Origin of the sequence: Roseimicrobium gellanilyticum, from assembly GCF_003315205.1 — a bacterium.
GTDB classification, from domain to species: Bacteria; Verrucomicrobiota; Verrucomicrobiia; order Verrucomicrobiales; family Verrucomicrobiaceae; genus Roseimicrobium; species Roseimicrobium gellanilyticum.
This window is the reverse complement of record NZ_QNRR01000001.1, coordinates 1013233-1039289: the sequence shown is the minus strand read 5'-3', so window position 1 is coordinate 1039289 and position 26057 is coordinate 1013233. Positions and strand designations below refer to the sequence as shown.

24 protein-coding genes are annotated in these 26057 nt (G+C 59.8%); 11 read left to right on the top strand and 13 right to left on the bottom strand.

Annotated elements, in window-relative coordinates; translation table 11 throughout:
• Window positions 1-76: 76 nt before the first annotated feature.
• The 3 genes from DES53_RS04285 to DES53_RS04275 form a co-directional block, all read right to left on the bottom strand.
• The gene (locus tag DES53_RS04285) at window positions 77-523 is read right to left on the bottom strand and encodes a hypothetical protein (RefSeq protein ID WP_113956939.1); all 447 of its coding nucleotides are present in this window, start codon (window positions 521-523) and stop codon (window positions 77-79) included.
• A 74-nt stretch (window positions 524-597) separates the two neighbouring features.
• Window positions 598-990, bottom strand: coding sequence for a hypothetical protein (locus tag DES53_RS04280; RefSeq protein WP_113956938.1), 393 nt, complete (start codon window positions 988-990; stop codon window positions 598-600).
• A gap of 17 nt (window positions 991-1007) precedes the next feature.
• The gene (locus DES53_RS04275; RefSeq protein ID WP_113956937.1) at window positions 1008-1376 is read right to left on the bottom strand and encodes an HIT domain-containing protein; all 369 of its coding nucleotides are present in this window, start codon (window positions 1374-1376) and stop codon (window positions 1008-1010) included.
• 122 nt (window positions 1377-1498) lie between these two features.
• Between DES53_RS04275 and DES53_RS04270 the strand changes: the two genes are divergently transcribed.
• Window positions 1499-3277, top strand: a complete 1779-nt coding sequence (locus tag DES53_RS04270) for an SLC13 family permease (RefSeq protein ID WP_113956936.1) — start codon at window positions 1499-1501, stop codon at window positions 3275-3277.
• Window positions 3278-3312: 35 nt separating this feature from the next.
• On the opposite strand, the gene DES53_RS32400 is transcribed toward DES53_RS04270, so the two are convergent.
• The gene (locus DES53_RS32400; protein WP_147263209.1) at window positions 3313-3717 is read right to left on the bottom strand and encodes a hypothetical protein; all 405 of its coding nucleotides are present in this window, start codon (window positions 3715-3717) and stop codon (window positions 3313-3315) included.
• Window positions 3718-3808: 91 nt separating this feature from the next.
• Window positions 3809-5116, bottom strand: a complete 1308-nt coding sequence (locus DES53_RS04260; RefSeq protein WP_113956934.1) for a phosphoribosylaminoimidazolesuccinocarboxamide synthase — start codon at window positions 5114-5116, stop codon at window positions 3809-3811.
• A 151-nt stretch (window positions 5117-5267) separates the two neighbouring features.
• Between DES53_RS04260 and eda the strand changes: the two genes are divergently transcribed.
• The 6 genes from eda to DES53_RS32765 all read left to right on the top strand — a co-directional run bounded on the left by eda (window position 5268) and on the right by DES53_RS32765 (window position 12901).
• Window positions 5268-5963: a bifunctional 4-hydroxy-2-oxoglutarate aldolase/2-dehydro-3-deoxy-phosphogluconate aldolase gene (eda, locus tag DES53_RS04255; protein WP_113956933.1), complete on the top strand. Its 696-nt coding sequence runs from the start codon at window positions 5268-5270 to the stop codon at window positions 5961-5963.
• A gap of 134 nt (window positions 5964-6097) precedes the next feature.
• The gene (locus tag DES53_RS04250; RefSeq protein WP_113956932.1) at window positions 6098-6502 is read left to right on the top strand and encodes a GxxExxY protein; all 405 of its coding nucleotides are present in this window, start codon (window positions 6098-6100) and stop codon (window positions 6500-6502) included.
• Window positions 6503-6704: 202 nt separating this feature from the next.
• Window positions 6705-8588, top strand: coding sequence for a glucosamine-6-phosphate deaminase (gene nagB, locus DES53_RS04245; protein WP_113956931.1), 1884 nt, complete (start codon window positions 6705-6707; stop codon window positions 8586-8588).
• A 50-nt stretch (window positions 8589-8638) separates the two neighbouring features.
• Window positions 8639-9652 carry an MBL fold metallo-hydrolase gene (locus tag DES53_RS04240; RefSeq protein WP_113956930.1) on the top strand — a complete coding sequence of 338 codons (1014 nt, stop codon included), beginning with the start codon at window positions 8639-8641 and terminating at the stop codon, window positions 9650-9652.
• A 324-nt stretch (window positions 9653-9976) separates the two neighbouring features.
• Window positions 9977-10768 carry a hypothetical protein gene (locus DES53_RS04235; RefSeq protein WP_147263208.1) on the top strand — a complete coding sequence of 264 codons (792 nt, stop codon included), beginning with the start codon at window positions 9977-9979 and terminating at the stop codon, window positions 10766-10768.
• 1200 nt (window positions 10769-11968) lie between these two features.
• The gene (locus DES53_RS32765; protein ID WP_170156840.1) at window positions 11969-12901 is read left to right on the top strand and encodes an autotransporter outer membrane beta-barrel domain-containing protein; all 933 of its coding nucleotides are present in this window, start codon (window positions 11969-11971) and stop codon (window positions 12899-12901) included.
• A gap of 57 nt (window positions 12902-12958) precedes the next feature.
• Here DES53_RS32765 and folE2 read toward each other — a convergent pair whose 3' ends face one another.
• The 8 genes from folE2 to DES53_RS04185 form a co-directional block, all read right to left on the bottom strand.
• A complete protein-coding gene (folE2, locus tag DES53_RS04220) occupies window positions 12959-13750 on the bottom strand; it encodes a GTP cyclohydrolase FolE2 (RefSeq protein WP_113956927.1) in 792 nt (263 codons plus the stop codon).
• Window positions 13751-13848: 98 nt separating this feature from the next.
• On the bottom strand, window positions 13849-14088 hold the full coding sequence (gene rpsR / locus DES53_RS04215; protein WP_113956926.1) for a 30S ribosomal protein S18: 240 nt from the start codon (window positions 14086-14088) through the stop codon (window positions 13849-13851).
• Between the two features lie 38 nt (window positions 14089-14126).
• On the bottom strand, window positions 14127-14300 hold the full coding sequence (gene rpmG / locus DES53_RS04210) for a 50S ribosomal protein L33 (RefSeq protein WP_113956925.1): 174 nt from the start codon (window positions 14298-14300) through the stop codon (window positions 14127-14129).
• Window positions 14301-14323: 23 nt separating this feature from the next.
• Window positions 14324-15361 (bottom strand): TraR/DksA family transcriptional regulator, encoded by a 1038-nt coding sequence (locus DES53_RS33820; RefSeq protein WP_113956924.1) that lies wholly within the window; start codon window positions 15359-15361, stop codon window positions 14324-14326.
• A gap of 164 nt (window positions 15362-15525) precedes the next feature.
• Complete coding sequence (locus DES53_RS04200; RefSeq protein WP_113956923.1) at window positions 15526-19419, bottom strand: AMP-binding protein; 3894 nt, start codon at window positions 19417-19419, stop codon at window positions 15526-15528.
• Window positions 19420-19475: 56 nt separating this feature from the next.
• Window positions 19476-20492 (bottom strand): GTP 3',8-cyclase MoaA, encoded by a 1017-nt coding sequence (moaA, locus tag DES53_RS04195; RefSeq protein ID WP_113957197.1) that lies wholly within the window; start codon window positions 20490-20492, stop codon window positions 19476-19478.
• A gap of 202 nt (window positions 20493-20694) precedes the next feature.
• Window positions 20695-21636 (bottom strand): sulfurtransferase, encoded by a 942-nt coding sequence (locus tag DES53_RS04190; protein WP_113956922.1) that lies wholly within the window; start codon window positions 21634-21636, stop codon window positions 20695-20697.
• Between the two features lie 50 nt (window positions 21637-21686).
• The gene (locus tag DES53_RS04185; RefSeq protein ID WP_113956921.1) at window positions 21687-22361 is read right to left on the bottom strand and encodes a hypothetical protein; all 675 of its coding nucleotides are present in this window, start codon (window positions 22359-22361) and stop codon (window positions 21687-21689) included.
• Window positions 22362-22417: 56 nt separating this feature from the next.
• Here DES53_RS04185 and DES53_RS33815 point away from each other — a divergent pair, with 56 nt between their 5' ends.
• The 4 genes from DES53_RS33815 to DES53_RS04165 all read left to right on the top strand — a co-directional run bounded on the left by DES53_RS33815 (window position 22418) and on the right by DES53_RS04165 (window position 26046).
• Window positions 22418-22876: an ArsR/SmtB family transcription factor gene (locus tag DES53_RS33815; protein WP_281270117.1), complete on the top strand. Its 459-nt coding sequence runs from the start codon at window positions 22418-22420 to the stop codon at window positions 22874-22876.
• A 41-nt stretch (window positions 22877-22917) separates the two neighbouring features.
• Window positions 22918-23304, top strand: a complete 387-nt coding sequence (locus DES53_RS04175; RefSeq protein ID WP_211325438.1) for a winged helix-turn-helix domain-containing protein — start codon at window positions 22918-22920, stop codon at window positions 23302-23304.
• Window positions 23305-23403: 99 nt separating this feature from the next.
• Window positions 23404-24426, top strand: coding sequence for a class I SAM-dependent methyltransferase (locus tag DES53_RS33810; protein ID WP_113956919.1), 1023 nt, complete (start codon window positions 23404-23406; stop codon window positions 24424-24426).
• 168 nt (window positions 24427-24594) lie between these two features.
• The gene (locus tag DES53_RS04165; RefSeq protein ID WP_113956918.1) at window positions 24595-26046 is read left to right on the top strand and encodes an alginate export family protein; all 1452 of its coding nucleotides are present in this window, start codon (window positions 24595-24597) and stop codon (window positions 26044-26046) included.
• Window positions 26047-26057: the final 11 nt, after the last annotated feature.

The following is a 26057-nucleotide window of genomic DNA, read 5'->3' as shown; positions in this document are numbered from 1 at the left end:
GCAACCTCCTGGAGCCGTTCTGTTTCATAGGAACCCGCCTCTTGAGCAAAGTATGGCGGGAAAAAACGCGGGCTGGCTAGGCGGCTTTCAGCACTTCGTGCGTATGAATCGCCGGATTCACGATATCCCGCACAAAAATGGAGGGTTCGGCACCCTGGCCGAACACATAGAGGCGCGTCTTGAGGGTGAGCTTCTTCAGCGTGAATGCAGGCTGGGACAGCGTGCGGTAGTAGCTGAGGATGGCCTCCTTCTCGAGGTCCAAGGCACCGCCCTTCATACCGTAGTCGAGGATGAGGTTCGCATTCGGCCAGAGCGGAGTTCCGTCATGATGTTCCTCCTGGCTGATGGCATCCACCAGCACCTTGCTCACGAAGGCATCCAGCGCGGATTCATCCCCCTCATAATCAAAGATGTAGCGCATCGTCTTGCGAAACGTCAGCGGCTTCGCGGGAGGTGCGTACAACAGGGAGGCGGCATTGGCTTCGTGCTCAAATTTGCCAGCAATTTCGTAGGTCTTGATCAAGGGAGGTGGGGGTGAGTGGGGCGGAAAAGCCGTAAGGTGGCGACGGTATATGGGTGCTCGAAGAAGGGGTGGTGTCAAGGTGGAGGTTGGGCTCCGGAAGAGTCATTGGCCTCCACGCGGGTATGATACCAAGTGTGGTTGCAGGAGGGGCAAAGACAGGCCTTGGGAGTACGGCAGAGAGCGCCACACTTCGGACACAGGTTCAGGTCGGCGCAGCGTTCTTCGTAGAGTCGATGGATCACACGGCGATAAAAGGACTCTGGGCCGTCTGCCAGCAACGCATCCACCTCGGGAGAATGGTTCAGCCAGGTCGCAAGCCCCTTCTTCGTGGCATCATTGTCCGAGTGGTGCTGCTTGAAGCGTACCTGGAGATTCTTCCAGGCAAGCCTTTCCGTCTCTGTCAGGAGATGGCGGAAACCATTGAAGACAAAGTGTGCTTCGGCACTGATGTCACCAGGGAGAATCATACGATATGAATTGCGCTCTAGGATTGGGAACCCGTCGCCGGACTACCATCCTCATTTTTCAATCGCGCCCCGTGGTGAATGTAGAAATGCAGGTGCTTCGTGGACTGGTAGTCGCCACTGTTCGTGGAGAGACGGCAGCCGCCATGCTCCCCTGTCACCTGCCGGCAAAGGTCCGCAGCCACACGCAGCATCTCGTCCACGATGGGAAAGTCACTCCCTTCCACGGTGGCCAGTGAGCCGATGTGCTTCTTCGGAATGATCACCAGGTGCACCGGCCAGTAGGGCTGCGTGTGGTGAAAGGCGAGCACGTGCTCGGTCTCCACGAGCTTCTGCACCGACACCTTGCCGCTCAACACCTGGTCGCAATAAAAATCCACGACCTGCATCCAAGCAGAATCCGTAGGGCGGCGGAACCAAAACTCGCACATTCTTTCCTCCGGTCGGCCTCTGTTTGGCGATTCCATTGCAAAGGCAACACACCACCACCGTTCACCGGCTCCCACTCCCGATGACTCCCGACATTGCCATCCTGCTGGCGCTCACGGCCACGGCCCTGGTCTTCTTCTCCTTTGAATGGATCTCTGCCGATGTGGTGGCGCTGGGACTTTTACTCTCCCTTACGCTGCTGGGGCTCGTGCCTTTGGATCGGGCATTTGCGGGTTTCGGCAGTGATACTTTCATCCTCATCCTCGGCCTGCTCATCATGACGGCGGCCTTGGTGCGCACGGGTGTGGTGGACTTGCTGGGGCGCACCATCCTGCGACACTCGGGAACCAATCCCAAGGTGTTGTACATTGTGCTGCTCGTCGCAGCGGCGGGGCTCAGCGCCTTCATGAGCAATACTGCCGCGGCGGCTCTCTTCATTCCCGTGGTGTTTGGCATCGCCAAGCGCGCGAAGATCAGCCCGGGCAAGCTGCTCATGCCGCTGGCGTTCGCGTCCATCGTGTCCAGTTCCGTATCCCTCATCAGCACGTCCACAAACATCGTGGTGAGTGGGCTCATGCAGCAGCACAAGATGGCACCCATGGGCATGTTCGAAATGGCGCCGGTGGGTGTGCCCATTGCGGCACTCGGGGTGCTCTACATGATCTTCGTGGGAAGGAAGCTGGTACCTGACCGCTTTGGCGCCTCCTCGGAGGAAGATTCCACGCTCGTGGTGCGCCCCTACCTCTTCGAGCTTCTCATACACGATGACTCCCCTCTCGCAGGCAAGACCGTGGCCAAGTCCGGCCTCGGGCGCGACATGGAGCTAACGCTCGTGCGCATCATTCGGAACAAGGATGAATACTATGAGCCACGTGCCGGCTCCATGCTGCGCGGTGGTGATGTCATCATCGTGGAAGGCAGTTCGGATGACATCGTACGCATCAAGGACATTCCCGGCATCGACATCAAGGCGGATGTGAAGCTCTCCGATCCCGCCATCACGCCGGATGAACAGGAACTCGCCGAGGTACTGGTGCTTCCCGGTTCCCGATTGATTGGCCGCACGCTGAAGAACGCCGGATTCCGCGAGCGCTACGACCTGCAGGTGCTGGGCCTCAGTCGCCATGGTGAGACCATGCACAAGAAGATGAGCACCATCCCCATCAAGGTGGGAGACATCCTGCTCGTCCAGGGCCGGCGAGAGCAAATGATTCGTGTGAGTGACCAGCGCATCTTCAGCATCCTCGGCATGCTGGAGGGAGAACGCCCCAAAGTGAAACACGCCCCCTGGGCCATGGCCATCTTCGCACTGGTCATCCTGTTGCCCACCTTCAAGCTGGTCACGCTTCCCGTGGCCGTGATGCTGGGTGTCTTCGCTGTGTTCATCACGCGATGTCTCAGCTCTGAGGAGGCCTACCAAGCCGTGGAGTGGAAAGTCCTCGTGCTCGTGGCTTCCATGCTCTCCCTCGGTGTCGCCATGGAGCACACCGGTACCGCCGTGTATCTCGCGGATCTCATCGTGGACTGGGTGGGCCATGCCGGGCCATTCTGGCTGCTCAGCGCCTTCTTCGTTCTCACCGTGTTGCTCACCCAACCCATGTCCAACCAGGCCGCCGCCGTGGTGGTGTTACCCGTGGCCATTCAAACCGCCCTGCAACTCGGCGTGAATCCCCGCACCTTTTCCATGATGGTCGCCGTCGCCGCGAGCTGCTCCTACCTCACACCCCTGGAGCCCGCGTGCCTCATGGTGTACGGGCCGGGGCGTTACCGGTTCTTTGACTACCTCCGCGTGGGTGGGCCGCTCACGCTGGTCATCTTTGTCGTGGCGATTGTGCTCGTGCCGAGGGTGTGGCCGTTGTGAAAGGGCAAATCACGAGGAATGGTATTGCCGAGCGCTTACACTACATAGATCTTTCCAGGATCAGGCGGTGGTTCCTCGACGGGCCAATCGAACGCCCTCAAAGCTTCTTGAGCCAATGCGCGGAACTCAAACCAAACATGGTGAGAGTCCAGCGCCGCATCCTCCCAGACATCAGGATGCTGAATACCGCTCCAATGATTAATTACCTCATCCAAGCGAACCAAGGCATTCATCTGGTCTTGCGCCAAATCATCGACATGATGCCAATGCTCATCAAAATTTAGAACCAGCTCGTCTGGCACACACACCTCAGGTGGAAACAGCCGCCGCTGTGCTTGCGCGGGCAGCGCCAGAGCTTGTAAGGCCCATTGAAGACGTTCTCGATGGTATTCCATGTTCATGCCGGATTTTTTTACCACAACACAACGCAGCGTATCCATCCCAAACAAAGCGGGCTCCCATACCGGGAGCCCGCTCAAATTAGCGTTCGTTAGCGAAGATTAGCGGTCCGAAAAGCCAACCATTGCACCACTACGCCACCGCATTCGCCTTGGCATATTCATCGAACAGACCACGCGCGCGGTAGAACTCGACTTCGGCCACGCCCACGTCCTTCAATGCGGCCTTCACCTTGGCGGTGTCGCCGCCGCCGAGCACGTGCTGGCGGATGAGGTCCATCTTCTTCGCCTGGAGGCCGAGGAACTCGGGATCCACCACGGGGGTGTTTGGCCACTTACCGGCGGCCTGGCCTTCCTTGAGTACCTGCTTGAAGGGCACGCCGCTCTTGTTGGCTTCCTTCTTGGCTTCGTTCACGCCATTGAACCAGTCGGCGTGCACGATCTTGTAGTAGTCGCGCATGGCCTGCTTGTTGTAGTGCAGCACAAGCTTCTTGCCGTCCGTCTCAAGGAAGCTGGTGGCGCGGAAGCTGTCGGTATCGATGGTGTCCACGTAGTAGAAGTCGCCATTATCCACGGCGAACTCCCACTTGATGTCCCAGAGCAGCAGCCCGATTTCATCGAGGAGCTGACGCACGGCCCAAGCGCCAAGGATGGTCATCTTGATCACGGAGACGAAGGCCTCTGCCTCCAGGCCGCTCATGAGCAGCGCTTCCTGCTTGGAGACGTTGCGGTCTTCCGGCTCGTGCTTGCTGGTAAGGTCAAAGATGGGCTTCTCGAGGAACTGCCAGGCCTGCATGGGCTTGGTGAGGCCGAGCTCGGCTTCATAGGCGCGCTTGCCGGAGTCCGTGAGGCTGCCGTACTTCTTCAGCACGGAGGAGCCTCCGGTGATGCCGAAGCGTACGATGCTCTCGAGCGGGATCACATAGGTGCCCGCCTGGTGGAACATGGCGTAGTCATACACGTAGGTGCCGAGGAAGGTCTTTTGCACCGGCTTCATGATCGGGAAGCGGCGGACCACGTTGTAGGTGCTGGGCTTCGCGGGCATGCCCTCGGTCGCAATCACGCCCGTGTCTCCATCGAGCATACCCACGTGGTGGGTCTTCGCGCCCTCGCGCAGCATCGTTTCGAGCGGTCCCTTCTGGATGTCCTCCTTGAAGTAGGCAGGCAGGTCGGGGTCGGCCACGATGGCGTCACGCACCTTGGCCCAGGTCTCGGGCTTGCCCATGCGGGTGTAGAGCGCATGGCGGAAGGTGGCGCGGGCGACGTCACTGCCGGGGATGTCGAAAATGCTGCCCACATCGAATACGCTGCCGGCGTTCGTCGTTTCGCAGACCATGAGGTCATCACGTCCCGGCACGGCATACAGGTGCTGCACGGAGCCGACGTAGATGGGCTTGCCGAGTTCGGAAGGGCGGACGGAGGGGAGGCTGGTCTGGGACATGTGCGGGAATGAAAACAGGACCGGATGACTCAGACAAATTGCCCCCGGGCGCAAGGAGTTTCCTCCGCCCTTCGCTGACGGCCGGGGGAACGGACGCGACTTGGGGAATTCATGAATTGCGGCCCGCACTCGTACTGGCTAGCGTGCACGCATGCACGAGCATCTCCTTCGTATTGAGCAACTGGGCGTGGTGCCCGCCGTCATCCTGGAAAACGTGTCCCACGCTGAGCCTCTGGCCAATGCGCTGCTGGACGGCGGCCTTCCCTGCGCGGAAATCACCCTGCGCACCCCTGCCGCCCTGGAGATTCTCAAACGCATGGCCGCCTTTGCGAAGGACGGGCTGCTCGTGGGTGCCGGCACGGTGCTCACCCCGGCTCAAGCAGATGAGGCCATCGCCGCCGGGGCGAAATTCATCGTCACGCCGGGCATCGATGCCGACCTCGTGCGCCACTGCCAGGCAAAACAGGTGCTTATCATCCCCGGCGCCACGACCGCCACGGAAGTCATGCTCGCCGCCAATCTTGGCCTGGAGTGCGTGAAGTTCTTCCCGGCTGAAGCCAGCGGCGGCATCAAGATACTGAAGGCGCTCAATGGACCTTTCCCCAACATGCGCTTCATGCCCACTGGTGGCATCACGCTGGAGACCTTCTCGGAGTACCTCCCCTTCAAACCCGTCATCGCCGTGGGCGGCACCTGGATGCTGAAGAAGGAATGGATCGCCACCGAGCGCTTCGACATCATCGCCGATGCCTGCGAAGCCACCATGCTCGCCGTCGCCGACGCCCGCCGAGGCAACCGCCTGGGCAAGTCCAAGAGCGCAGGCACAGCAGCGGACTGGCAGGAGTGACACTGTGTGCAGCGGGTGGCAGGTGCTGGTAATGGCCGCAAAAGAACGCAAAGAACGCAAAAGTTTACTGACCGGCCGAGAAAGTTTGGGGGGCATTTGTCACGGCCTAATGGCTGGGCATACATGGTTGCTCCATGCATCCTATAAATGATCTGTGCAATCTTGTGCGGCAGACGGCCTATGATATCCATTTGTATCATGGGCACGGACACCTGGAGAAGGTGTATGAGAATACTCTGGTGCACCGGCTTCGGAAGCAGGGGCTCATGGTTGGTCAGCAGCAGCCGGTTTCTGTGTTAGATGAAGACGGCACTGTAGTTGGGGAGTACTTCACGGACCTTCTCATCGAAGGTGTTATCCTAGTGGAACTGAAGGCAGTAAGCACCTTGCTTCAACAGCATGCGGCTCAATTGCTCGGCTATCTGAAGTCCACACGCACCGAGCACGGCCTGCTCATGAACTTCGGTTCCTACAAATTCCAAATCAAAAAGTACGCCCTGTCGCAGAACCCACCCCGGAGCGGTTCTCTGGGTGCTTAGCTGGTTACCTGCAGCGCTCCACCCTCCAAAGTGCTGCACCACCCACCGCTCATCACTTTTTGCGCTCTTTGCGTTCTTTTGCGGCCATTCCGATCACGCTGCCTCACATCTGACACTACCCCACCACTTGCATTGTGCCCGCCGCTCGTGATGTTGGCGGCTCGCACGCACGCACGTTCGCTTTCCACCTCACTCCACGACCATGTCCAAGCGCCGCTCCGCCGCCGAGGCCTACGAGAAGATCCCCACCATCATTCATGACAGTTCGGCGGCGGCTGCTGCCGCCCTCGCCCAGGAGGTGAAGGAACTTATCACCTCCCGCGCGGCAAAGAAGAAGACCGCCGTGCTCGGCTTGGCCACCGGTTCCACGCCCGTTTCTTTTTATCGTGAACTCATCCGCCTTCATCGTGAGGAGGGATTGAGCTTTAAGAATGTGGTGACCTTCAATCTGGACGAGTACTACGGCCTGACCCCGGAGCACCCGGAGAGCTACCATCGCTTCATGTGTGATCAGCTCTTTGATCACATCGATATCCCGAAGGAGAACATCCACCTCCCCAGCGGTCTTGTCCCCAGTGATCAGGTCTTTGAACACTGCCGTGCGTATGAAGAAATGATCGACGCCGCCGGCGGTGTGGACTTCCAGATTTTGGGCATCGGTCGTACGGGCCACATCGGCTTCAACGAACCCGGGTCCTCCCGCGAATCTCTCACTCGCCGCATCACCCTGGACCGCATCACGCGTCAGGACGCCGCGGCGGACTTCCGCGGTGAAGAGAATGTGCCGCGCTTCGCCATCACGATGGGTGTCTCCACCATCCTGCGTGCGAAAAAGATTGTGCTCATGGCGTGGGGTGAAAACAAGGCCGGTGTCGTGACGAAAGCCGTCGAAGGCCCGGTGACGGACGCCGTGTCTGCCTCCTTCCTTCAGGAGCACGCCGAGGCCCGTTTCTTCATCGACAAGGGCGCCGCACGTGAGCTCACCCGTGTGAAGCTGCCATGGCTCGTCGGCCCGGTGAAGTGGTCCCCCAGCGAGACTCGCCGCGCCGTGTGCTGGCTCTCCTCCAGCATGGACCGCCCCGTGCTGAAGCTCATCGACGAGGACTACAACGAGCACGGTCTCTCCGATCTGCTGAGCGAACAAGGTCCGGCGTACAAGCTGAACATCAATATCTTCAACCAGCTCCAGCACACCATCTCTGGATGGCCCGGCGGCAAACCCAACGCGGACGACACCTTCCGCCCGGAGCGCGCCAAGCCGTATCCGAAGCGCTCTCTCGTACTGAGCCCCGAGCCGCAGGACGCTGTGGTGAGCCTCGGGAGCACCATTGATCGCCTCGTGGAGCAGGGCCATGACATCCGCGTCGTCGCCATGACGAGCGGCAGCCTGCGCGTGGCGGACAGCGAGGCGGACAAGTTCGCCAGCATCCTCCAGGAAATCGCCACGCTCTCACCCGAAGGCTGGGACGAGCAGACCGACTACGCCCGCCACATCCTGCGCCTGCTCGAGGAGAAGGGTGAGTTCGGGGAAGACCAGCCCGCCCTCCGCCAGCTCAAGAGCCTCATCCTTCGCGGTGAGCTGCGTGATGCCGCCCATGCGCTGGGCATCCCGCAGGAGAAAGTCCAATTCCTCAATCTCCCCTTCTACGAACGCGGTCGCTATCGCCGCTTCAAGCTGACCCCGGAGGACACCTCGGAAGTGGTGAAGCTGCTGCAGGAGTTCCGCCCGCATCAGATCTACATCACAGGTGACGCGGCGGATCCCTCCAGTGTGGCCGCGCTGAGCTTCCGTGCGTTGGAGCAGGCGCTTGCCGAGCTTCAGCATGAGGACTGGTCCTCCGCCTGCTCGGTTTGGCTCTACCGCGGTCGCGAGAAGGCCTTGGAACCTTGGGAAATCGACATGGCCGTGCCCGCCAGCCCCATGCAGCTCGAGCGCAAAGCCCGCGCTCTCACGCGCTACCAGTCACTGACCACCCTGGAAATGGATGTCACCAAGGTGAACCAGGGCACCGCCCAGCAATACGACGCCCTCGGTCTCGCCAACTACGAGGCCATCGAGAGCTTCCAGCGGTGGCGCAAGGTATAAGCCGGTGAAGTGAATTTCACCGGTCAGTCTCGCCTCTCCACCTCGCCATCATGAGCCTCACAAATGTCGTCTTGGGAGAGGCGGGCTGCGATAACACCCTCTTCCTGCGCATCGACAGCGGCAAGTCACTCGAACGACTGCTCTTCGATTGCGGGGAAAACTGCGCCTCCACGCTTCCCTTCGCGGAAGTGAGCAACGTGGATCAGCTCTTCTTCTCCCACCTCCACATGGATCATGTGGCGGGCTTCGATTCGTTCTTCCGCTGCACTTACGACAGGCTCACCAAACCCAACCACATTTGGGGACCTCCCGGCACCGCACAGATTCTACAGCATCGCTTTCAGGGCTTTCTCTGGAACCTGCAAGGTGGTCAGCCCGGGGAATGGCGCGTCTCGGAAATCCACGAGTCAGAAATCCGCACCACCCGTTTTGATCTCGGCGAAGCCTTCAGCGTGGCGCATGAGGAATCATCGCAGCCGCATCAGGGCATCGTGTGGAACGGCGCCGGCGGCATCGTGAAGGCCTTCACCATGGAGCACAAGACGCCTTCCATCGCCTATCTCGTGGAGGAGCACCTACGTCGGAACGTCGACACCTCAAAGCTGGACTCACTGGGCTTGAAGCCGGGTCCCTGGCTGAAGCAGCTCAAGGATGCCGCTCCAGACTCACCACCGCTTCTGATTGATGGCGTGCGTCATGAAATCAAATCCCTGCAGGAAGCGTTGATGACGAAATCCCAGGGAACCGCCACCGCCTACCTCACGGATTTCCTCCTTGATGACTCCGCCATGGAGCGCCTGGCAGAGACGCTTCACGGCTGCCAGACGATCATTTGCGAAGGCCAGTACCGGCATGCGGACATCGAACTTGCCCGGAAGAATTATCACATGACCACAGTGCAGGCTGCCGAGTTGGCAAGGCAAGCGGGCGCGGACAAGCTCATCTTGTTTCACGTCTCGGATCGCTACGAGCGGGCGGAGTGGCTGGAGATGCTGCGCGAGGCACGGGAGGTATTCCCAAACACGCACTATCCGGAGCACTGGGAGCTCGACCTGCTTCAGTGAGCCTCGCTCGCAGACGCACTCCGCCAGCTCTTCATCCCCCTGCGCGTTGCACACCCTTCGTTTCGCGGCTATTGGAATCAGTCGCGATTGCGGCATCCCTTCATGCCTCTGTTCTCCTGCATACACTGTGGACGGCCGATCAATGCTGATGCTGCTCAGATGGGAACGGAGGCAAAGTGCCCTTTCTGCAACAGCCCTGTTCTTGTTCCTTTCACGCCTGCTGGTTCGGGAGCCCTGCGCCAGTCTGGGCAAACACCACCGGCTATTCCGGGAGCACCACGAAGCTCCAGTCCCAGCAATGTCCGGACCGCGATCATCATTTCCGTGTGCGTCGCTGGCTTTTTCTTCATGATCGTGGGTGGTGGCGCATACACGGCATGGGAGCTCACCGAAAAAAGAAAAGCCGCTGCCCGCGCGGAGAAAAATTCCGCAAAAGAGGTGCGGGCCAAGATGGGCAAGGACATGGAGAAATTGATGACCGAACGACTGGATGCGGATGGGCGCCCCCGCAGGACGGACTTCCGCCTGGAGACAGGCAAATCGGCGACCACGCACGCCGAGCGCGCCCGTGAATTCTTAAACGGCTACGCCAATGACGTCGTCGCGGTACAGAATGAATACCTCGCCAGCGTCGAAAAGGCGGGACTGGACAACGTATTCGATCTCAATCGAATGGCAGCAGACCCCACATTCCAGGAGACTGACAGGATCCTGGAGGAATCGCGGGCGGCCACAGTCACGTGCCTCAGGAAACTTCTGGCCCTCGCTGACAACCTCCCGAAGCGGCTCGATGAGCATGGTTTCGATGAGGCCATCAAGCGGGATATTCTTCAGGGATACAATGAGGGAAAGGAAAGCCCGAACTCCATGCTCACCGAGACGTGGAATCTCGAACTCTCATTGCTGGATGAGATGAAGAAACTCTGTGACCACCTCCATGCCACCAGAAGCGTCTGGACCTTGGAGGACGGCCAGTTCGTCTTTCAGACGGAGGAAGCCCGGAAGAAGTACATCGAAATCCAGGAAAGGATCGATGCAATTGACGCGCAGAAGTCGCAGATACAGCAAGAAGCCCAGAACAAGGCCATGAAACGCTTCAAGGCCATGCAGCAGTAGCAAAGGCAGACGCGCTCCAGCTGCCTTTCGCCTCTACCGCTCCGCCGTCTGTTCAATCAACGCATACGCGTTGTGATTGTGGATGCTCCCGAAGTTCTCCGCCTCAATCTTGAGGCGGGTGATCTACGAGTACAATGAGGTAAGATACGCCCTTCCGTTATTGATCCACAGGTCACGGATAGCGCGAATATACGCACCTATTTGAATGACATAGCAACGCATCAAAATACTGGCGCGAAGGACGCATAGACATGTTTCGCGGCGGAATTGTGGCACGATTAATATCCGTTCAATATGATACCCTAAAGAAGGGAATGCTTGTCCCCCACGGACGTGTTCTGTATTTTGAATTCGCGCAATAGTGACCGGCCCAATTTGCCCAGGCTCGTGTTGAAACGTCGCACGACTTCGTTTCCACCAACACGCACATCACAACCCTCAACCTGAATCCATATGGATAACATGAGCTGGCATGCCAAACTGCGGTTCCCCATTGTTATTCTTCCTTTTTTGTACCTTTGTCCTGCGGCAACCGTGGGACAGGTAATTGTGCCGCCGTCCACGGTGTTATTGCCCACTCAGATTCAGAAAAACCCGTCATTGGGCCGACTCATCTTCCTTGGCAAGACATCGGACTCCTCGCGATCTGTCTGGCTTTCATTCACCAACGTCACGGGGGAATTCCAACTGCAGACCCAAGGTCAGCAGGTCGTGGATGCCTGGATGGAGGCCAGCCCAGCAAAGCATCTATCCCAGTCCCCGTTCGTCTCCACCGGAAGCGGAGGCACACATTTCCTTATGGAGGTGAGCGGTGAGAAGCCTGTCCAGATAGACAGCCAGAACCAGAAGGGTGGCTTTATTTTTCCGCCAGATTTTCCCTTCCCTCCTTGGCGCCGCCCAAACGGATACATTCCCTTACCAGATGTCCCAAGGCGTCACCCGACTGGATACATCCCGCTGCCGGACATCCCAAGGCGTCACCCGACTGGATACATCCCGCTGCCGGACATCCCAAGGCGTCACCCGACTGGATACATCCCGCTGCCGGACATCCCAGAGCGTCACCCAACGGGATACATCCCCCTGCCTGACATCCCACAACGCCACCCAACCGGGTACATCCCGTTACCGGATTGGCCCTTTCCTCGCCCTCCCAGGCCTGTGCCCCCCAGTCCACCAGGTCCGGTACCACCTACACCAGTGCCTGACCTCCCACCGGACGGAACCCACTTTTACGTGCCGGGTCATGGCTATTACTACTATGTGCCCCGTTCAGGCGCCTACTACTACCTCGCAGGCAGAGATGCCGCCATGGAGTTGTCCGGAATGCATGCCTACCACAATCTCTGGTTTGACGGTCGCTACACCCACAGCAATGACGAGCGGAAAGGACTGCAACGCGAGGGCGACGGCCACACCATGACGTTCGGCTTTGACCGGCGCCTCGGAAGCGCATTCACGCTGGGAGTGATGGGTTCCTTCGAAGATTACCAGTCCACAGCTTTGACTGGCATTGTGGAGACCGATTCAGAGGGATTTAGCGTAGGCCCTTATCTGACCTGTCAGGTCTCACCGAGGTGGACACTCGATGCATCCTTTGGTTACGGGCGCTCGGAGAACGAAATCCGGTTGTTGCAGTTGGAGGGTGACTACACGACCGAGCGCTATTCCGGTTCATTGAGCGCGACGGGAAACTTCAAAGCCGGAACCCTAAACCTGCGACCGAGGGCGACAGTCTCCTACACCCACTATGAAAGCGGGGGCTATGACCTGGAAGGGCTGATCGGACCATTTGACATCAAGCTACCACGGGGCGCGGACCGCTTCGACTATGGAGCGGCAGAGGTGACGGTGGAAATCAACAGGCCGATCTCCACCCGGCACGGCATGATCTTGGTGCCCTATGTGGAACTGGGCGTCACGTATGAGTTCGAGCGACCCGGCGATGGCGTGATCCTCACCAGTGATTTCACCACTGCCTCCACGTCACCATGGCGTGGTTCGGTGCGCGCAGGAGCACGGGTGCTAATCACAAGATCCGTCGTCATCGAGGCCAGCGCAGGCTACCTGAGTATCGGACAGCAAGACCTCGATCTCTGGGAAGGGCGCGTGTTTGCATCGTGGGCGTTTTAGGTCCCACTGCGCGGCCCATGGCGTCAGCCACACAGTCGCGCGCAAAGCCCCCTCCTTCTACCGCTCCACCGTCTGCTCAATCAACGCATACGCGTTGTGATTGTGGATACTCTCGAAGTTCTCCGCCTCCACCTTGAACCAGGTGATCTGCGGATGCTGCTTCGCACGGAGAGCCACGTTGCGCACCAAGTCCTCCACGAAGACAGGATTCTCATAGGCACGCTCGGTGACGACCTTCTCGTCAGGACGCTTGAGCAGGCTGTAAAGTTCGCTGCTGGCGCTGGCTTCCACGAGTTCCACCAGTTCCTCAATCCACACGGGCTTCGTGAAGCGCACAGAGAAAGTGACCACTCCGCGCTGGTTGTGCGCTCCATGCACGCTGATGGCCTTGCTGCAGGGGCACAGAGTCGTGACGGCCACTTCCACGGTAACCACGAAGTCCACCTTCTCACCCTCGGCATTGACCTCGAAGATGATGCCATAGTCCATGAGGCCTTCCGCCTTGGTGGCGGGAGCCTTCTTCATGCGGAACCATGGGAAACGAAACTCCACGTGCGCCTTGTCCGCGTGGAGCTTCTTGAGCAGCTCGCGCGGCATGCCAGCGATGTCTGCCACCGTGAGCACCTGCCCGTGGGAGTGCAGCACCTCGACAAAGCGGGACATGTGCGTACCCTTGAAATGGTGCGGCAGATCCACGGCAAGCGACACCACGGCCACGGTGCTCTGCTCTGCCTGATCCCGGTCCCGGATTTTGAGCGGGAACCTCAGTCCTTTCACACCGACACGATCAATCGGGATACCCCGAGCATCGCTCTGGTTTTGGGTGTCATGCAGCTTGGAAGCAGGCATCTGAATCGAATGGCGTCTCGTCGTGGAACAAAAAACGTTCCAGCCATGAGACCGGAACGTTTTTCAAAAGCAAAGGGACTTTGCGAAGCCGCAGTCGACTACTTCAGGAGGTTCACGGCGCGGGCGCGCTTGATTTCCTTGGTAATCTTGCGGTGCACCCATGCAGCCACGCCAGTGACGCGGCGAGGAAGGATCTTACCGGTCTCCGTACAGAACTTGGCGAGAAGCTCAGGATTCTTGTAAGTGATCTGTTCCGCGGGGAGGTCGATGCGGCGACGGGGCAGCTTGCGATTGTGCCTGCGGAAGGCGATCAGGCGTTCTTTGGTCTTCGGTTGCATGAGGTTCTACGGGAAAGAGAGAAATCGACGGCCCACGCTTAGCGAACTTCGCGATGCAGGGTGCGCTTGCGCATGAAGGGATTGAACTTCACCTTCTCCAGACGGCCAGGTGTGTTCGGGCTCTTCTTGTTGCGCGTGGTCACGTAACGGGAGGGAGGCATCCCTGCCGGACGAGCTTCAGTGCATTCGAGGGTGATGATATCGCGAGGCATAAAAAGTGGGCGCGTAGAGTGGACTACTCTTTCATGAAGTCAAGCGAGGATTCAGTCGGGCTGGACTCCTTGGTTTCACCCTCTTCATCGTCCTCATCTCCTTCTCCTTCGTCATCAAGGCCAAACACCGAGCGGACGATGGGACGACGGAATTTTCCACCCATCTGATCGCGCTCGATTTGTTCCTGCATTTCACGCGTGTAGCGGGTGTAGGGCAGGGCTTCGAGGCGTTCCTCGGGGATTTTCTTGCCGGAGAGCTCACACAGGCCATAGACACCGCGGTCCATGCGCTCAAGCGCTTCGTTGATTTCGTACAGAGCGTCCTGTTCCTTGGTGAGCATGCTCAGGGCGAAGTCGCGGTCATACGCGTCGCTGCCAGCATCACCCATGTGCATGCCGCCCACGGAGGCGTCGCTGCCCTCCGGACGGGAGCGGAGGGTTTCCTTGGCCATGCCTTCCATGAGGTCGGAGAGGGCGCTGCGGAGCTCAATGAGGCGCTGATGCTGTTTCTTGAAGAAAGGAGGCAGCTTCTTCGGATTGTAGGCAGGCTTGAGCACCAGGTCAGCGGAAGCCTCAAGCGGGCTTTGCTTGATGACCTTGGGCAGGGGGGAATACTGGGGAGCCGGGGCCGGAGCCTTGGCAGGAGCGGCGGACTTGCTGGCGCTCTTGGTGTTGCCGTTCGTCTTGGCCGCAGGAGCGGGAGCCGGCGCGGGCGCAGGCTTGGCGGCGGGAGTAGGAGTCTTGGCGGCTTTGGTCGTCTTGCTGCTGCTGCTGCTGCTGCTGGAGCTGGACTTGCTGGCGGGCGCGGCTGGCTTGGCGGGTTCTTTCTTTTTGGATTTCACGTCAGGGGATTGGGGTTTGCCCTTCACCGTTGGGTGCTTGGCCGATGTCGCGGACTTTTTCGGTGCCGTAGCGGCCTTCTTTGGGGCAGGAGCGGGTTTCTTGGCGGAAGCTTTGGGGACAGTCTTTTTCACCACGGCCTTCTTGGCAGGCGCTTTCGGCTTGGCAGCCTTCGCGGACTTGGAAGGTTTGGCTGTAGTCTTTGCAGGTTTCTTGGCCATGGCAGGAAGGGGAAAAGGATTGCACACCGAAAGCCGACACAATTTCCACTCAATGCCTGAGCATCAGATCGGAAAAAGTGGCGCGAAGTCTAGCGTCTGGGCGGTGGGGTGCAACAATATTTCGTCGAGTTTGTTCCACAGCGGCAGACGAGAATCGTTCAAAATCACCCTGAAAAATCATCCCCCCACAGGGATTGCGCATCTGTTGGCCCAAGACCCTGCAATTGGCCCCCAAGGGACTTGCCAGGGTTTGACGACACCGCATCAAGAAACAGCGACCATTGGTCCATCGTCCTCCGCACCCCTGCAGGGTCATAAATTCTGGCGTCGAACCTGGCCAGGAGGAGCTGGGCCTTCCCCTCCTCTTTGAACGCAGCTGTGAACCCCCACGGCATGGCTGGCAGCACGGTCCGCAGACCCTCTGGCGGTACCCGTGAAACATCCAGCTCACCCATGCTCAGACGGTCCTCTTCATTGTCGTCTTTCACAATCAGGTTGATCGCAGGGGTCCCGATGCCGCGCCTCTGCAACTCCTCGCACACGTCTTCGAAGGCGAGTCCGGAACACGCCTGCACGTCACTCACCGCCTGCTGGACCCGACTCACCCAATCCCGAAACGTCTCAGCCGCATCAAACCGCAACCGAAGCGCCGCCAGGCTGGCCATGAATCCGAACATGCCCTGCGCGGCCAGACTGTCCCGGTCGGTGATGTACACACCCACCACCAGTTCCTCCTGCCACCCGTCCATGGCGATCACTGCCACGAATGCCGCCAGGCGCAACACATAGGAGGTGGTTCGCCATTCCATCGCCATCGCTTCCAGATTTCGCGAACATGCGTCGGACAGCGTCACCGAAAGAAATCCATCGCGCGGGTCGGCATAGGGCTCCGGCTCCATGCGGCGGAATGACAGCGTTGGCGCGGGTGGCGCACCACTCAGCAAGGTTGTCCATTTCTCCACCAGCCCCTCCCATGCAGGCGAGCCTTTCTGAAAATGGCTCCGCTGCCACACCGCGTAGTCCGCATACTGGAGGGTTTTGGCGGGCAAGGCAGGCTCCTCATTCTGGCTCAACTGCCCAAAGACGACCTTGAACTCCCTCATGAAAATATCCCAGGAGGGACCATCTGAGATGATGTGGTGATTCACCCTCAGCAGCCAGTGCTCCTGCTCTCCCAGCCGGATCAAGGTGAACCTCAACAAGGGCCCGGTAGCAAAACCAAACGGTCGATGCCTCTCCCGGGTCACGATGTCGCTCGCCGCAGCGTGCGCATCCGCGCTGCCGCTGACATCTTCAAGCGGGAGCGGCACTCTGGAAGGCGGCCGAATGATCTGCATGGGCATTCCATCTACCAGCTCGATGGTCGTCCGCAGAATTTCATGCCGCCGCACCAGGTACGTGAGGCTGTCCTGCAAGACCAGGGCATTCAGCGGACCAGTCAGTCGATAGCACGCTCGCAAGACGTATCCCAAGGCCCCTTCCGGAGTCTGGGAAAAACGCCAGGCACGCTCCTGCTGGAATGAAAGTGGCAGCGGCCCATCTCTTCGAACCCGCACGGGACCCGATGGCTCCGCAGACTCGGCACCCACTGCCCGCCGACGCTCTATCTCAGCCGCCAGCGCAGCCAGGGTCGGATGTTCGGAAAAGACCTTCAACTCCAGCCTCACTCGCAACGCGCCATCCACTCTGGCAGCAATCACCGTCGCCGTAAGGGAGTCGCCGCCCATTCGGAAAAAGTCCGCTTCCCGACCCACCGCCTTCACCTCAAAGACTTCCTCCCAGATGCGGGCGAGGGCTTTCTCCGCTTCTGTCGCTGGCGCCTCAATGTCCCCAGCCTCCCACCTCGTCCCTGCTCGCACCATCGCTGCCAGCGAGGAACGATCGACTTTCCCATGCGACGTGAGCGGCAGGCTCTCCATGAGCACGATGATCGAGGGAATCATCGGACCGGGCAGCCGGTTTGCCAGGGCCCGGCGCAGTCCATCTTCGGTGCATGCGGCCTCCGCAGAGGGGACCACAAAAGCCACCAGCCCCGTTTCCCCGAAGTTCAAAACTTCTGGACGCACTACGGCCTCTGCTACGCCAGGCTCGCGCAGCAATTCCGCTTCGACCTCCGCAAGCTCGACACGGAATCCATGAATCTTCACCTGATGGTCCTGACGCCCCAGGAACACGAGATTGCCCTCAGCATCCCACCTGCCGCGGTCACCTCCACGAAACTCCCGCAGACCTCCTGCGGCTGTGGAAAAACATTTTGCGGTCAGGCCCGCATCACCCCAATAGCCCGGTGAGAGGCGGCGGCTCTGCACCACGATCTCACCGTCCTTTCCTCGCGGCACTTCGCGGCCCTGTTCGTCCACCACCAGCAGACCGACCCCATTCGCAGGCCGCCCTACTGGCAGGGGACCATCGGTCACGACATCGTTTTTTCGGAACATCATCTGCGTGATGTTCCCAGTTTCCGAAGAGGAAAGCGTGTGAAGCAGCAGGCACTCATCCGCAAAGTGTCGGCGGAACAAGGCGAAGTCCTCGGAGGTCGCCCGTTCAGAGGCGATGCGCACCATCCTCACCTGCGGAAAGGCCGCTCCCTCCGCGAGCGTGCGCATGAAACTCCGGAAAATGGAAGCGGATGAGACATAGACCGTGATGGATTGCAGCTTCATCCATGCCTCCAGTCCCGTCACGCCCACGATGGCCGTGGGAAAGGGGCACACACAGGCACCATGCAGCAGGCCACACCACGCTGTGCTCAGTCCCAATCCTCCACTCAGTGAGGCCAGCAGCAGCACCCTCTCCCCCGGCCCCAACCCCATGGTCCGCGAGAGCCTCTGCGCGTTGTGGACGATATTGGCATGCGTCTGCATCACGCCCTTCGGGCGGCCTGTAGTTCCCGATGTGTAGATGATGAACGCGACGTCATCGGGTGAAATGAGCATCTCCGGAGCAGGTGCCGGCGGTCCGGCAAGTTGCTCCTGCACGAGCAGCACACTCTTCGGATGATGCGCCAATGCGACTGCTCCAGCATGGTGATCCGCATCCGTGATGATGCACGCGGGAGCACAGTCTGCACATACCTGCGCATGACGGGCGGTTGGCTCTGCGGGATTCAACACCACCACAATCCGGCCCGCCTTGAGCACGCCCAGCACAGCAGCGGCGAGGGGCGCATCATGGTTCATCAGGATTGCCACCCGATCCCCAGGCGAACCTCCCATGCCCAGCAACTCCGCGGCCAGGCGGTTCGCGGCATGGTCCAGCTTTTCATAATCAAACGACCAAGTGTCTGATGAAAGCGCCGGGTAATTCGGATGCACCGCCACCATCTGCTCAAACAGTCCCACCAGCGTCTCTCGCGAGTCATCGACGGCATCGAAGGTATCTGCCCACTCCTGTGGCGGCTTGGCCTCCTTCTGCAGCCGATCCAGGCCCACGAAATCGAAGAGCACCCTCTGCTCATCCAGCGGCAGCATGGCACCATGATAGCGGGCGGAACTCACGGCAAATCCCTTCGGCGAAGTCAACTCATAGACCTCTTCCTTGAACCCGGTGGAGCGCAGCAAATCGCGGAGCAGAGACACATGCTCGCTGCCACGATTCAGCACTAGATGCCGGTTCCATATCAGCCAGCCACCCGTTTGCAGGAGCATGGGCAGGCTTTGGATGAGGCCCGGAATGCTGGCCTCGCTCACGTGTGCCAGGACACCGGAGACGAGAACAATGTCCGCATGAGTCACACCACGGTAGTTCGCCCCTGAAGTGGCATCGGCACAAAGGGTCTGGATTCTCCCACCCATGCCAGCCTCCACGGCCCATGTTTCCGCGCGCTGGAGACCCGCCGCATCCGTATCGATGAGCACCGCATGGACATCCTGGCTGCGAGGATGTCCGGCAAAGGCTCCGAAGATGTCCCGTCCGTCACCCGCGCAGATGCTGAGGATTCGCACAGGGCCCGGTTGGCAGGCTTCCACAGCGGCGCGAAGCTGTTCCTCCACCAGACGCAATCGCGCCGAGATGCCCATGCCCGCATCGTAGAGTTGGTGCCAGTTCGTCCAATCCATCCGGAATGCGCCACGTGCGCATGGCCAAACTGGCTGGCCCAAGTCAGGTGGTCAAGTCATCCTCCGAGATGAGACATCTCTGCCTTCGCCGTCTGAGGCGGCAGGTGAGCGCGCAGCTCGCTGTAGCGGTCATCCCTCACCCGCCAGACACCGCGCACGAAGTCCGCCAGCTCCAGATCCGTAGCGCCGTCCCGCAGGAGGCTCCTCAGGTCATGTCCATGGCCATTGAACAGACAGGTGTACAGTTTCCCATCTGAGGAGACCCGCGCACGCGTGCAACCACGACAGAACGGCGCGGTGACCGAGGCAATCACACCAATCTCGCCTCCCCCGTCCAGGTGCCGGTAGCGCCGTGCCACTTCGGACGGAGCATGCGCAGGAAGCGTCTCCAGCGGAAATTCCCGCTCTATGCGCTCCAGAATCTCGCGTGCAGGCACCACGTGCTCCATGCGCCAGCCGTTTGAGTTGCCCACATCCATGTACTCAATAAAGCGGAGCACGTACTGGGGTCCGCGGAAGCGGCGCACGAGGGGAAGAATCTCCTGCTCATTCACGCCACGTTTCACTACGGTGTTGATCTTGATGGGGCCAAAACCCGCCTCCAGCGCTGCGTCAATACCTGCCAGCACGCGGTCCACGGGGAAATCCACGTCATTCATCGCGCGGAATACCACATCATCCAGCGCGTCCACACTCACGGTGAGCCGGCTCAATCCGGCCGCACGCAGGGCGGGTGCCAGACTCACCAGCGCGGAACCATTCGTCGTAAGCGTGAGATCCTGCAGACCCGGAATGGAGGCCAGGTTCGCAATCAGCACATCCAGCTCGCGACGCAGCAGGGGCTCTCCACCCGTGAGCCGTATCTTCTCCACGCCCAGGCCCACAAACACACGGGCAATGCGGGTCAGCTCTTCAAACGAGAGAATCTCAGACTTCGGAAGGAATGCATGCGAAGCGCCAAAGAGCTCCTTCGGCATGCAGTAGGTACAGCGGAAGTTGCACCGGTCGGTCACAGAGAGGCGCAGGTCTGTCAGCGCACGGCCAAGCCCATCCCGCACCACGGGGGATGCCATGGTGGCGACGGAAGCGATGCCTGACTCGGAATACATCTATCCCAAGGATACGCACGGTATGGCCTTCCGGCAAAGTCCTTGTGACACGCGGCCAAACACCATCTCCGGCCCTCCAAACAAAAGCAGCATGCCCCGCCGCTCACCAGCGCGACGGGGCATGCTGAGAACACCAACACCAGACCAGTGCCGGCAGAAGGTCAGGTTACTTCACCTTGCTCTCGGTGGTCTCCGCGGGCAGAGACTTGTCCTTGAGCCACACGTATTCCTTCCAGGCACCTTCGTAGAGGCCCACCTTGGGATAGCCGGCCACGTATTTCAGGTAGAAGCGCAGCAAGCTGCCCTCTCGCGAAGTGCCGCAGTAGCAGAGGATTTCCTTGTCCTTGGTGATGCCGGCCGCTTCGAGTTCGGCCTTCACGTCCTCGTACTTCTTGAACTTGTGCGTGTTGTCCTTCTCCATGAGCTTCGCCCAGTGGAAGCTGATCGCGCCGGGGATGTGCCCTTTGCGCAGCCACACTTCATCCTGGCCGAGGTATTCATTCATGGGACGCGCATCCACGAGGATGTGGCCGGGTTTGTCCTTCTTCGCCAGCACATCCTCGACAGTCAGGGCCACTTCAGGATTGCCCTTCTTGGGCAGCTTGCCTGCGGGATTGCCGTAGTAGTCCTGGATGGCCTGGAAACCCGCCGCCTTCCAGGCAGGAAGGCCACCGTCCACGATCTTGATGTCGTCGATGCCGTACTTCTCCAGCACGAAGGCGACCATGCTGGCGCTCAGGATCTCATCGTTCGGAAGCTGCTCGCCCGTGGCGTAGATGATATGGGTGCGGCCCGCCGTCGCGCCCGCTCGGAGCAGCAGTGCCTTGGTGATGTCCGCCGGAAGATACTGCACCGGCACCGCGTGGTCCGTGCCACGCAGGGTGTCGAAGTTGATGTGATGCGCCGTAGGCAGGTGGCCGCGGAAGTAATCCTTGTAACCGCCGCGGGTGTCCAGCACGATGGGGCGCTTGGCCGCGTCGGAGGTCTCAATGAGCTTCTTGGCTTCTTCCGGCGAGATGATGCCGATTTCAGCCGAGGCGCTGCCGGCAAAGCCTGCGAAAAGGGCTGTGGCAGCCAGAAGAGCGAGTGTCTTGGGTCTGGGTTTCATGGGTTCAATCGATGGCAATGACTGTCTGTTTTTTCGGGGGTGGGCGGATGTCAGAATTTCAGGACGAAATTCAGCTTCACGGTGAAGATGGGATCCCCATCGTCGAAGGGCTGGCTCATCCAGGACTCCAGCACCACGTGCTCGTGAAGGGCATACAGGAAGCCGAAGCTGGCCATCCAGTCGGACTCATCCTGGATCTGAATCAGGTCCGTGCGCAGCACGAGGTCGCGCTCCAGCACCTTGAAAGTCTTGTCCAGACCGAGCAGCACAGAGTTGTTGTCCGTCTGGAAGCCGTAACCGGCGTGAGCCCGGAACATCCCATCAAAATCATGGGAGAGGACCACGTATGTGAAGGGATCGCCTGCGCGATCGCGGTCATCACTGCCGAGGGCGATATTCGCCACACCGACGCCGAGCGTGGGCAGCCCTTCACCAAAAGGAAGCGAGTACTTCGCCTGGAACACCACCGGGCCGCCCTTGTCCGGAAGGATGTGGGAGTCGCCGCCGATTTCGAACTTCTGGCCAAAGATGTCCAGACCCGTCTTGAAGCCCAGGTTGAAATCCGAATCGACATCATTGCCGAAGTTCGAGAATGCCTGGATGACGCCCACGCCCATGGGGGTGACGTCGGCTGTCGGGATGTTGTTCAGACCGCTGGGGGTGGCGGAGAGGGAGCCGCAAAGGACGGCGAGAGCCAGGGAGGCACAGGCGAGATGCTGTTTCATGAGGGAGCGTGTGATGCAATGATGTGACGTGTGCACGACAGGCAGGTTCAGGCCACATGGGGAGAGCCTTAATATGCCTATCTGCGCATATAAATAAATACGCACTGGTGCGGCAAGCTGTTTCGAGACTTTCAGAACATTTTCGTTTCCCGCCATTGCACGCACCGACGGACTTGCCGATTTCCCGCAATTGCGTTAGAAGTCCCCCTGTGAAAAAGTTCGACTGCATTCACGCCCTCAAAGCGCTCGGTGAGGAAAACAGGATGCGCATGGTGCGCATGCTTCTGAAAAAGGAGCGAAGTGTGAATGAAATCGCAGAATCGCTGGATATCACGCAGTACAATGTCTCCAAGCACCTCCGTGTGCTCCGCGAGGCCGGCCTGCTCCAGACAGAGAAGCAGGGCCAGCAGCGTCTCTACTCCCTGGCGGAGGATTTCCGCAGCCACTTGAGCGATCACAACAACGTGCTGGACCTCGGCTGCTGCACCTTTGATTTCAACAAGCTGCCAAAGTAGCCGGATATCAGGCCGCTACCTGCCCCCCTTACCCAAGTCCCGTGGCTGCCGCAAAGAAATCCGCCTCCGTCTCCAAGAAACCGCGGCTCTACCCGCGCTTCCGCATGTACCGTGGGGATGACCTCGTGCTCGGTCCGGGCAAGGCGGAGTTGCTGGGCCACATTGCCGAGACCGGTTCCATTTCAGAAGCCGCGCGACGCATGGACATGTCCTACAATCGGGCCTGGCTCCATGTGAAGGCCATGAACGAAGGTTTCCGCGAACCGCTCGTGTCATCCTCCCGCGGTGGCAGCGAAAAGGGAGGCGCCACGCTCACGGAGACTGGGCAGGAAGTGCTCAGCCTCTATCAGAAACTGGAAGCAGAAACCCTGGCGGCTACGCGCACCACGTGGGACAAGCTCAGGAAGCGGCTGCGGAACGCTCTTTGAATCTTCCTGAGCTTGCCAGGCTGCGGCCCTCATGGAATGCGCTCTCTCAAAGGCGGTCCCATCCCTGTCGCCCGTCTCCTAACACTTCCAGAGTGACTCATGTTTGGAAAAATCTCATCCAAGCCAGCAGACGACAAGCGCCCACGGCCTGATGAAGCCGACAAGCTGGCGAACCTGAAAGTCCAGCGGGACAAGGCTGCCCAACAACGGGACAGGGCCCGCGAGAAGATTGCGTCCCTGCAAAGCCACCTCGGTCATCTGGAGCCAGTGGCCACAGCAGGGTGGAAGAAATTCGCATGTTACGAGGACTACTGGGAGGATCAGCGCCTTCACAAGGCGGAGTACGAGGCCGAGCGCGCGTTTGAGGCGGCGCTATGGGCCAGGCGCGACAGCTTTGGGACGTCCGCTCGCTGCGGCGTGTGCCGGGCAGATGCCGTTTTTGAGGTCGACTCCCAGTGGGCAGATGAGCGCGGACCCGCCTGGCGAGAAAAAATGCAGTGCCGGACCTGCGGACTCAATACCAGACTGAGGGCTGCCCTCCAGTTTCTGCTGAACGTTGCACCGCCCCATACCAAACCGAAGATCTATGCCACTGAGCAGGTCACCGCTTTCTTCCAGCAGCTGAAACAGGCCTATCCCGACGCGATGGGCTCAGAATACTTGAGTGATGGCACTTCAAAGGGCAGCGAATCCGCCCAGGGGATCCGCCATGAAGATGTCACCTCACTGACCTTCGAAGACGAGTCGTTTGATGCGCTCCTCACCTTTGAGGTCCTGGAACATGTGCCTGATTGGGGTGCCGCCATCCGGGAGTTTGCAAGGGTCCTTAAACCGGGCGGGCTGTTCTGGGCTTCGTTTCCATTCGACCTCGCAGCCACGAAGATGCTGGTGCGGGCCACGGTGTCACCCCTAGGCGAAATCATCCATCACCAGCCTCCAGAGTATCATGGCGATCCCATCAATGCCGACGGTTGTCTTTGCTACCAGGTCTTTGGCTGGGACGTGATGGACGCTTTGCGCGGCGCTGGCCTCGTCCACCTGGACGTCTATTCCGTTTGGAATCCGTCACTGGGACTGATCGGTCGGGGCCTGCACTTCGTCGCGGGAAGGAAGGCCTTCTAGCTCCCCGGGTCGCCACCAGGCATCCGGAGAGCAAGGGCGCGAGCTGACGACGTCACATCATGACATCCATGAACCCAATTCACCATCGATATATTTGACTGAGTATATCGAAAGCCGTATCCGACCCTGCCCGCTTCTCATTGCACACGCACCCATCGACTCCCAATCATGACGATCCTAAAAATCAGCGCCTCTGCCCTGCTGCTCTCCGCCACCTGCCTCTGGGCAGGTGAACCCGCCGCTTCTCCCAAGGCTCCCGTCCTTCCTCCCGTGAAGGAGCCCGTCAGTGCCGGTCTGCTCAACGACTACCTGCGCACCCAGTCCCCCGCCTTCAGCGAGTGGGACCTCGGCGTGCAGTTCCGTACCCGCTATGAGTTGAGGGACGATGCCGGCTCCTTCCCCAACCGCGACTTCATCAGCCGCGGGCAGAACAACAGCAACGACTACTTCCTCTTCCGCGAGAAGGTCCACGTGGGCTGGCAACCGGAGAGCTGGCTGAAGGTCTTCGTGCAGGGCCGCGGCGCCCAGGTTGCTTCTGACGAGCGTGACCCCAGCCAGGATGAAGACGTGTTCGACCTCCACCAGGCCTACATCCAGCTCGGTGACCCGAAGCTCTTCCCGCTCATCTTGAAAGTGGGTCGTCAGGAAATGCTCTACGGCGATGAACGATTCATCGGCATTGGCGACTGGAGCAATACAGGCCGCAGCTTCGATGCGGTGAACCTGCGCTGGAGCCTGGGAAAGGCGACCTGGATTGACCTCTTTGCTTCGAACGTGGTCATCCCCCGCGACGACTACTTCAATGAATCCAACGACGAGGATCTCTTCTCCGGCATCTACGCCTCCTCCCAGGAAATCGTGAGCACGCTGGAGACACAAGCCTTCTTCCTCGCGCGTAATGTGGACTCCGGCTCTCCGAATGCCATTGCTCCGGGCATTGGCGGCCCTTCCGAGCGTGACGTGTACACCTACGGCGTGCGTATCAAGTCGCTGCCGAAGGCATTTGGGAACTGGGACTTCACCTTCGAAAGCGCAGGCCAGTTTGGTGATGTGGTGAGCGGCGGTCGTGAACTCGACCTGCAATCCTATGCCATCACCGGCAGTTTCGGATACACCTTTGACCAGGCGTGGGGAAAGCCTCGCGTCGGCTTGGGTTATGACTATGGCTCCGGCGACGGCGACCCGAACGACGGGAAGCAGGAAACCTTTGAGCAGCTCTTCGGCACGAACCACCGCTTCTACGGTCTGATGGACCTTACGGGCCTGCGCAACACCAACAGCCCGCGCGTCTCCTTCTCCATCAAGCCCACGAAAAAGCTCACCGTCTCCCTGGACTACCTGCTCTTCTGGCTGGCGGATACGAATGATTTCTTCTACCCGGAATCCGGCTCCGGCCGCAATGCGAATGGCTACGGCAGGAACCCCAGCTTCGACTCCTACGTGGGCTCCGAGATCGACCTGATTGTGCGCTACTCCCCCACCCCATGGTCCGACCTGCAAGTTGGCTATGGCCATTTCTTCCCCGGCGACTATATCAAGAGCTCCGTGGGCCGCGTGCCGGCCAATGGCGGCACGACCGGTGCGGACTGGGTCTACGTGCAGGCGACCTTCAATTTCTAGCCACGCGAAAC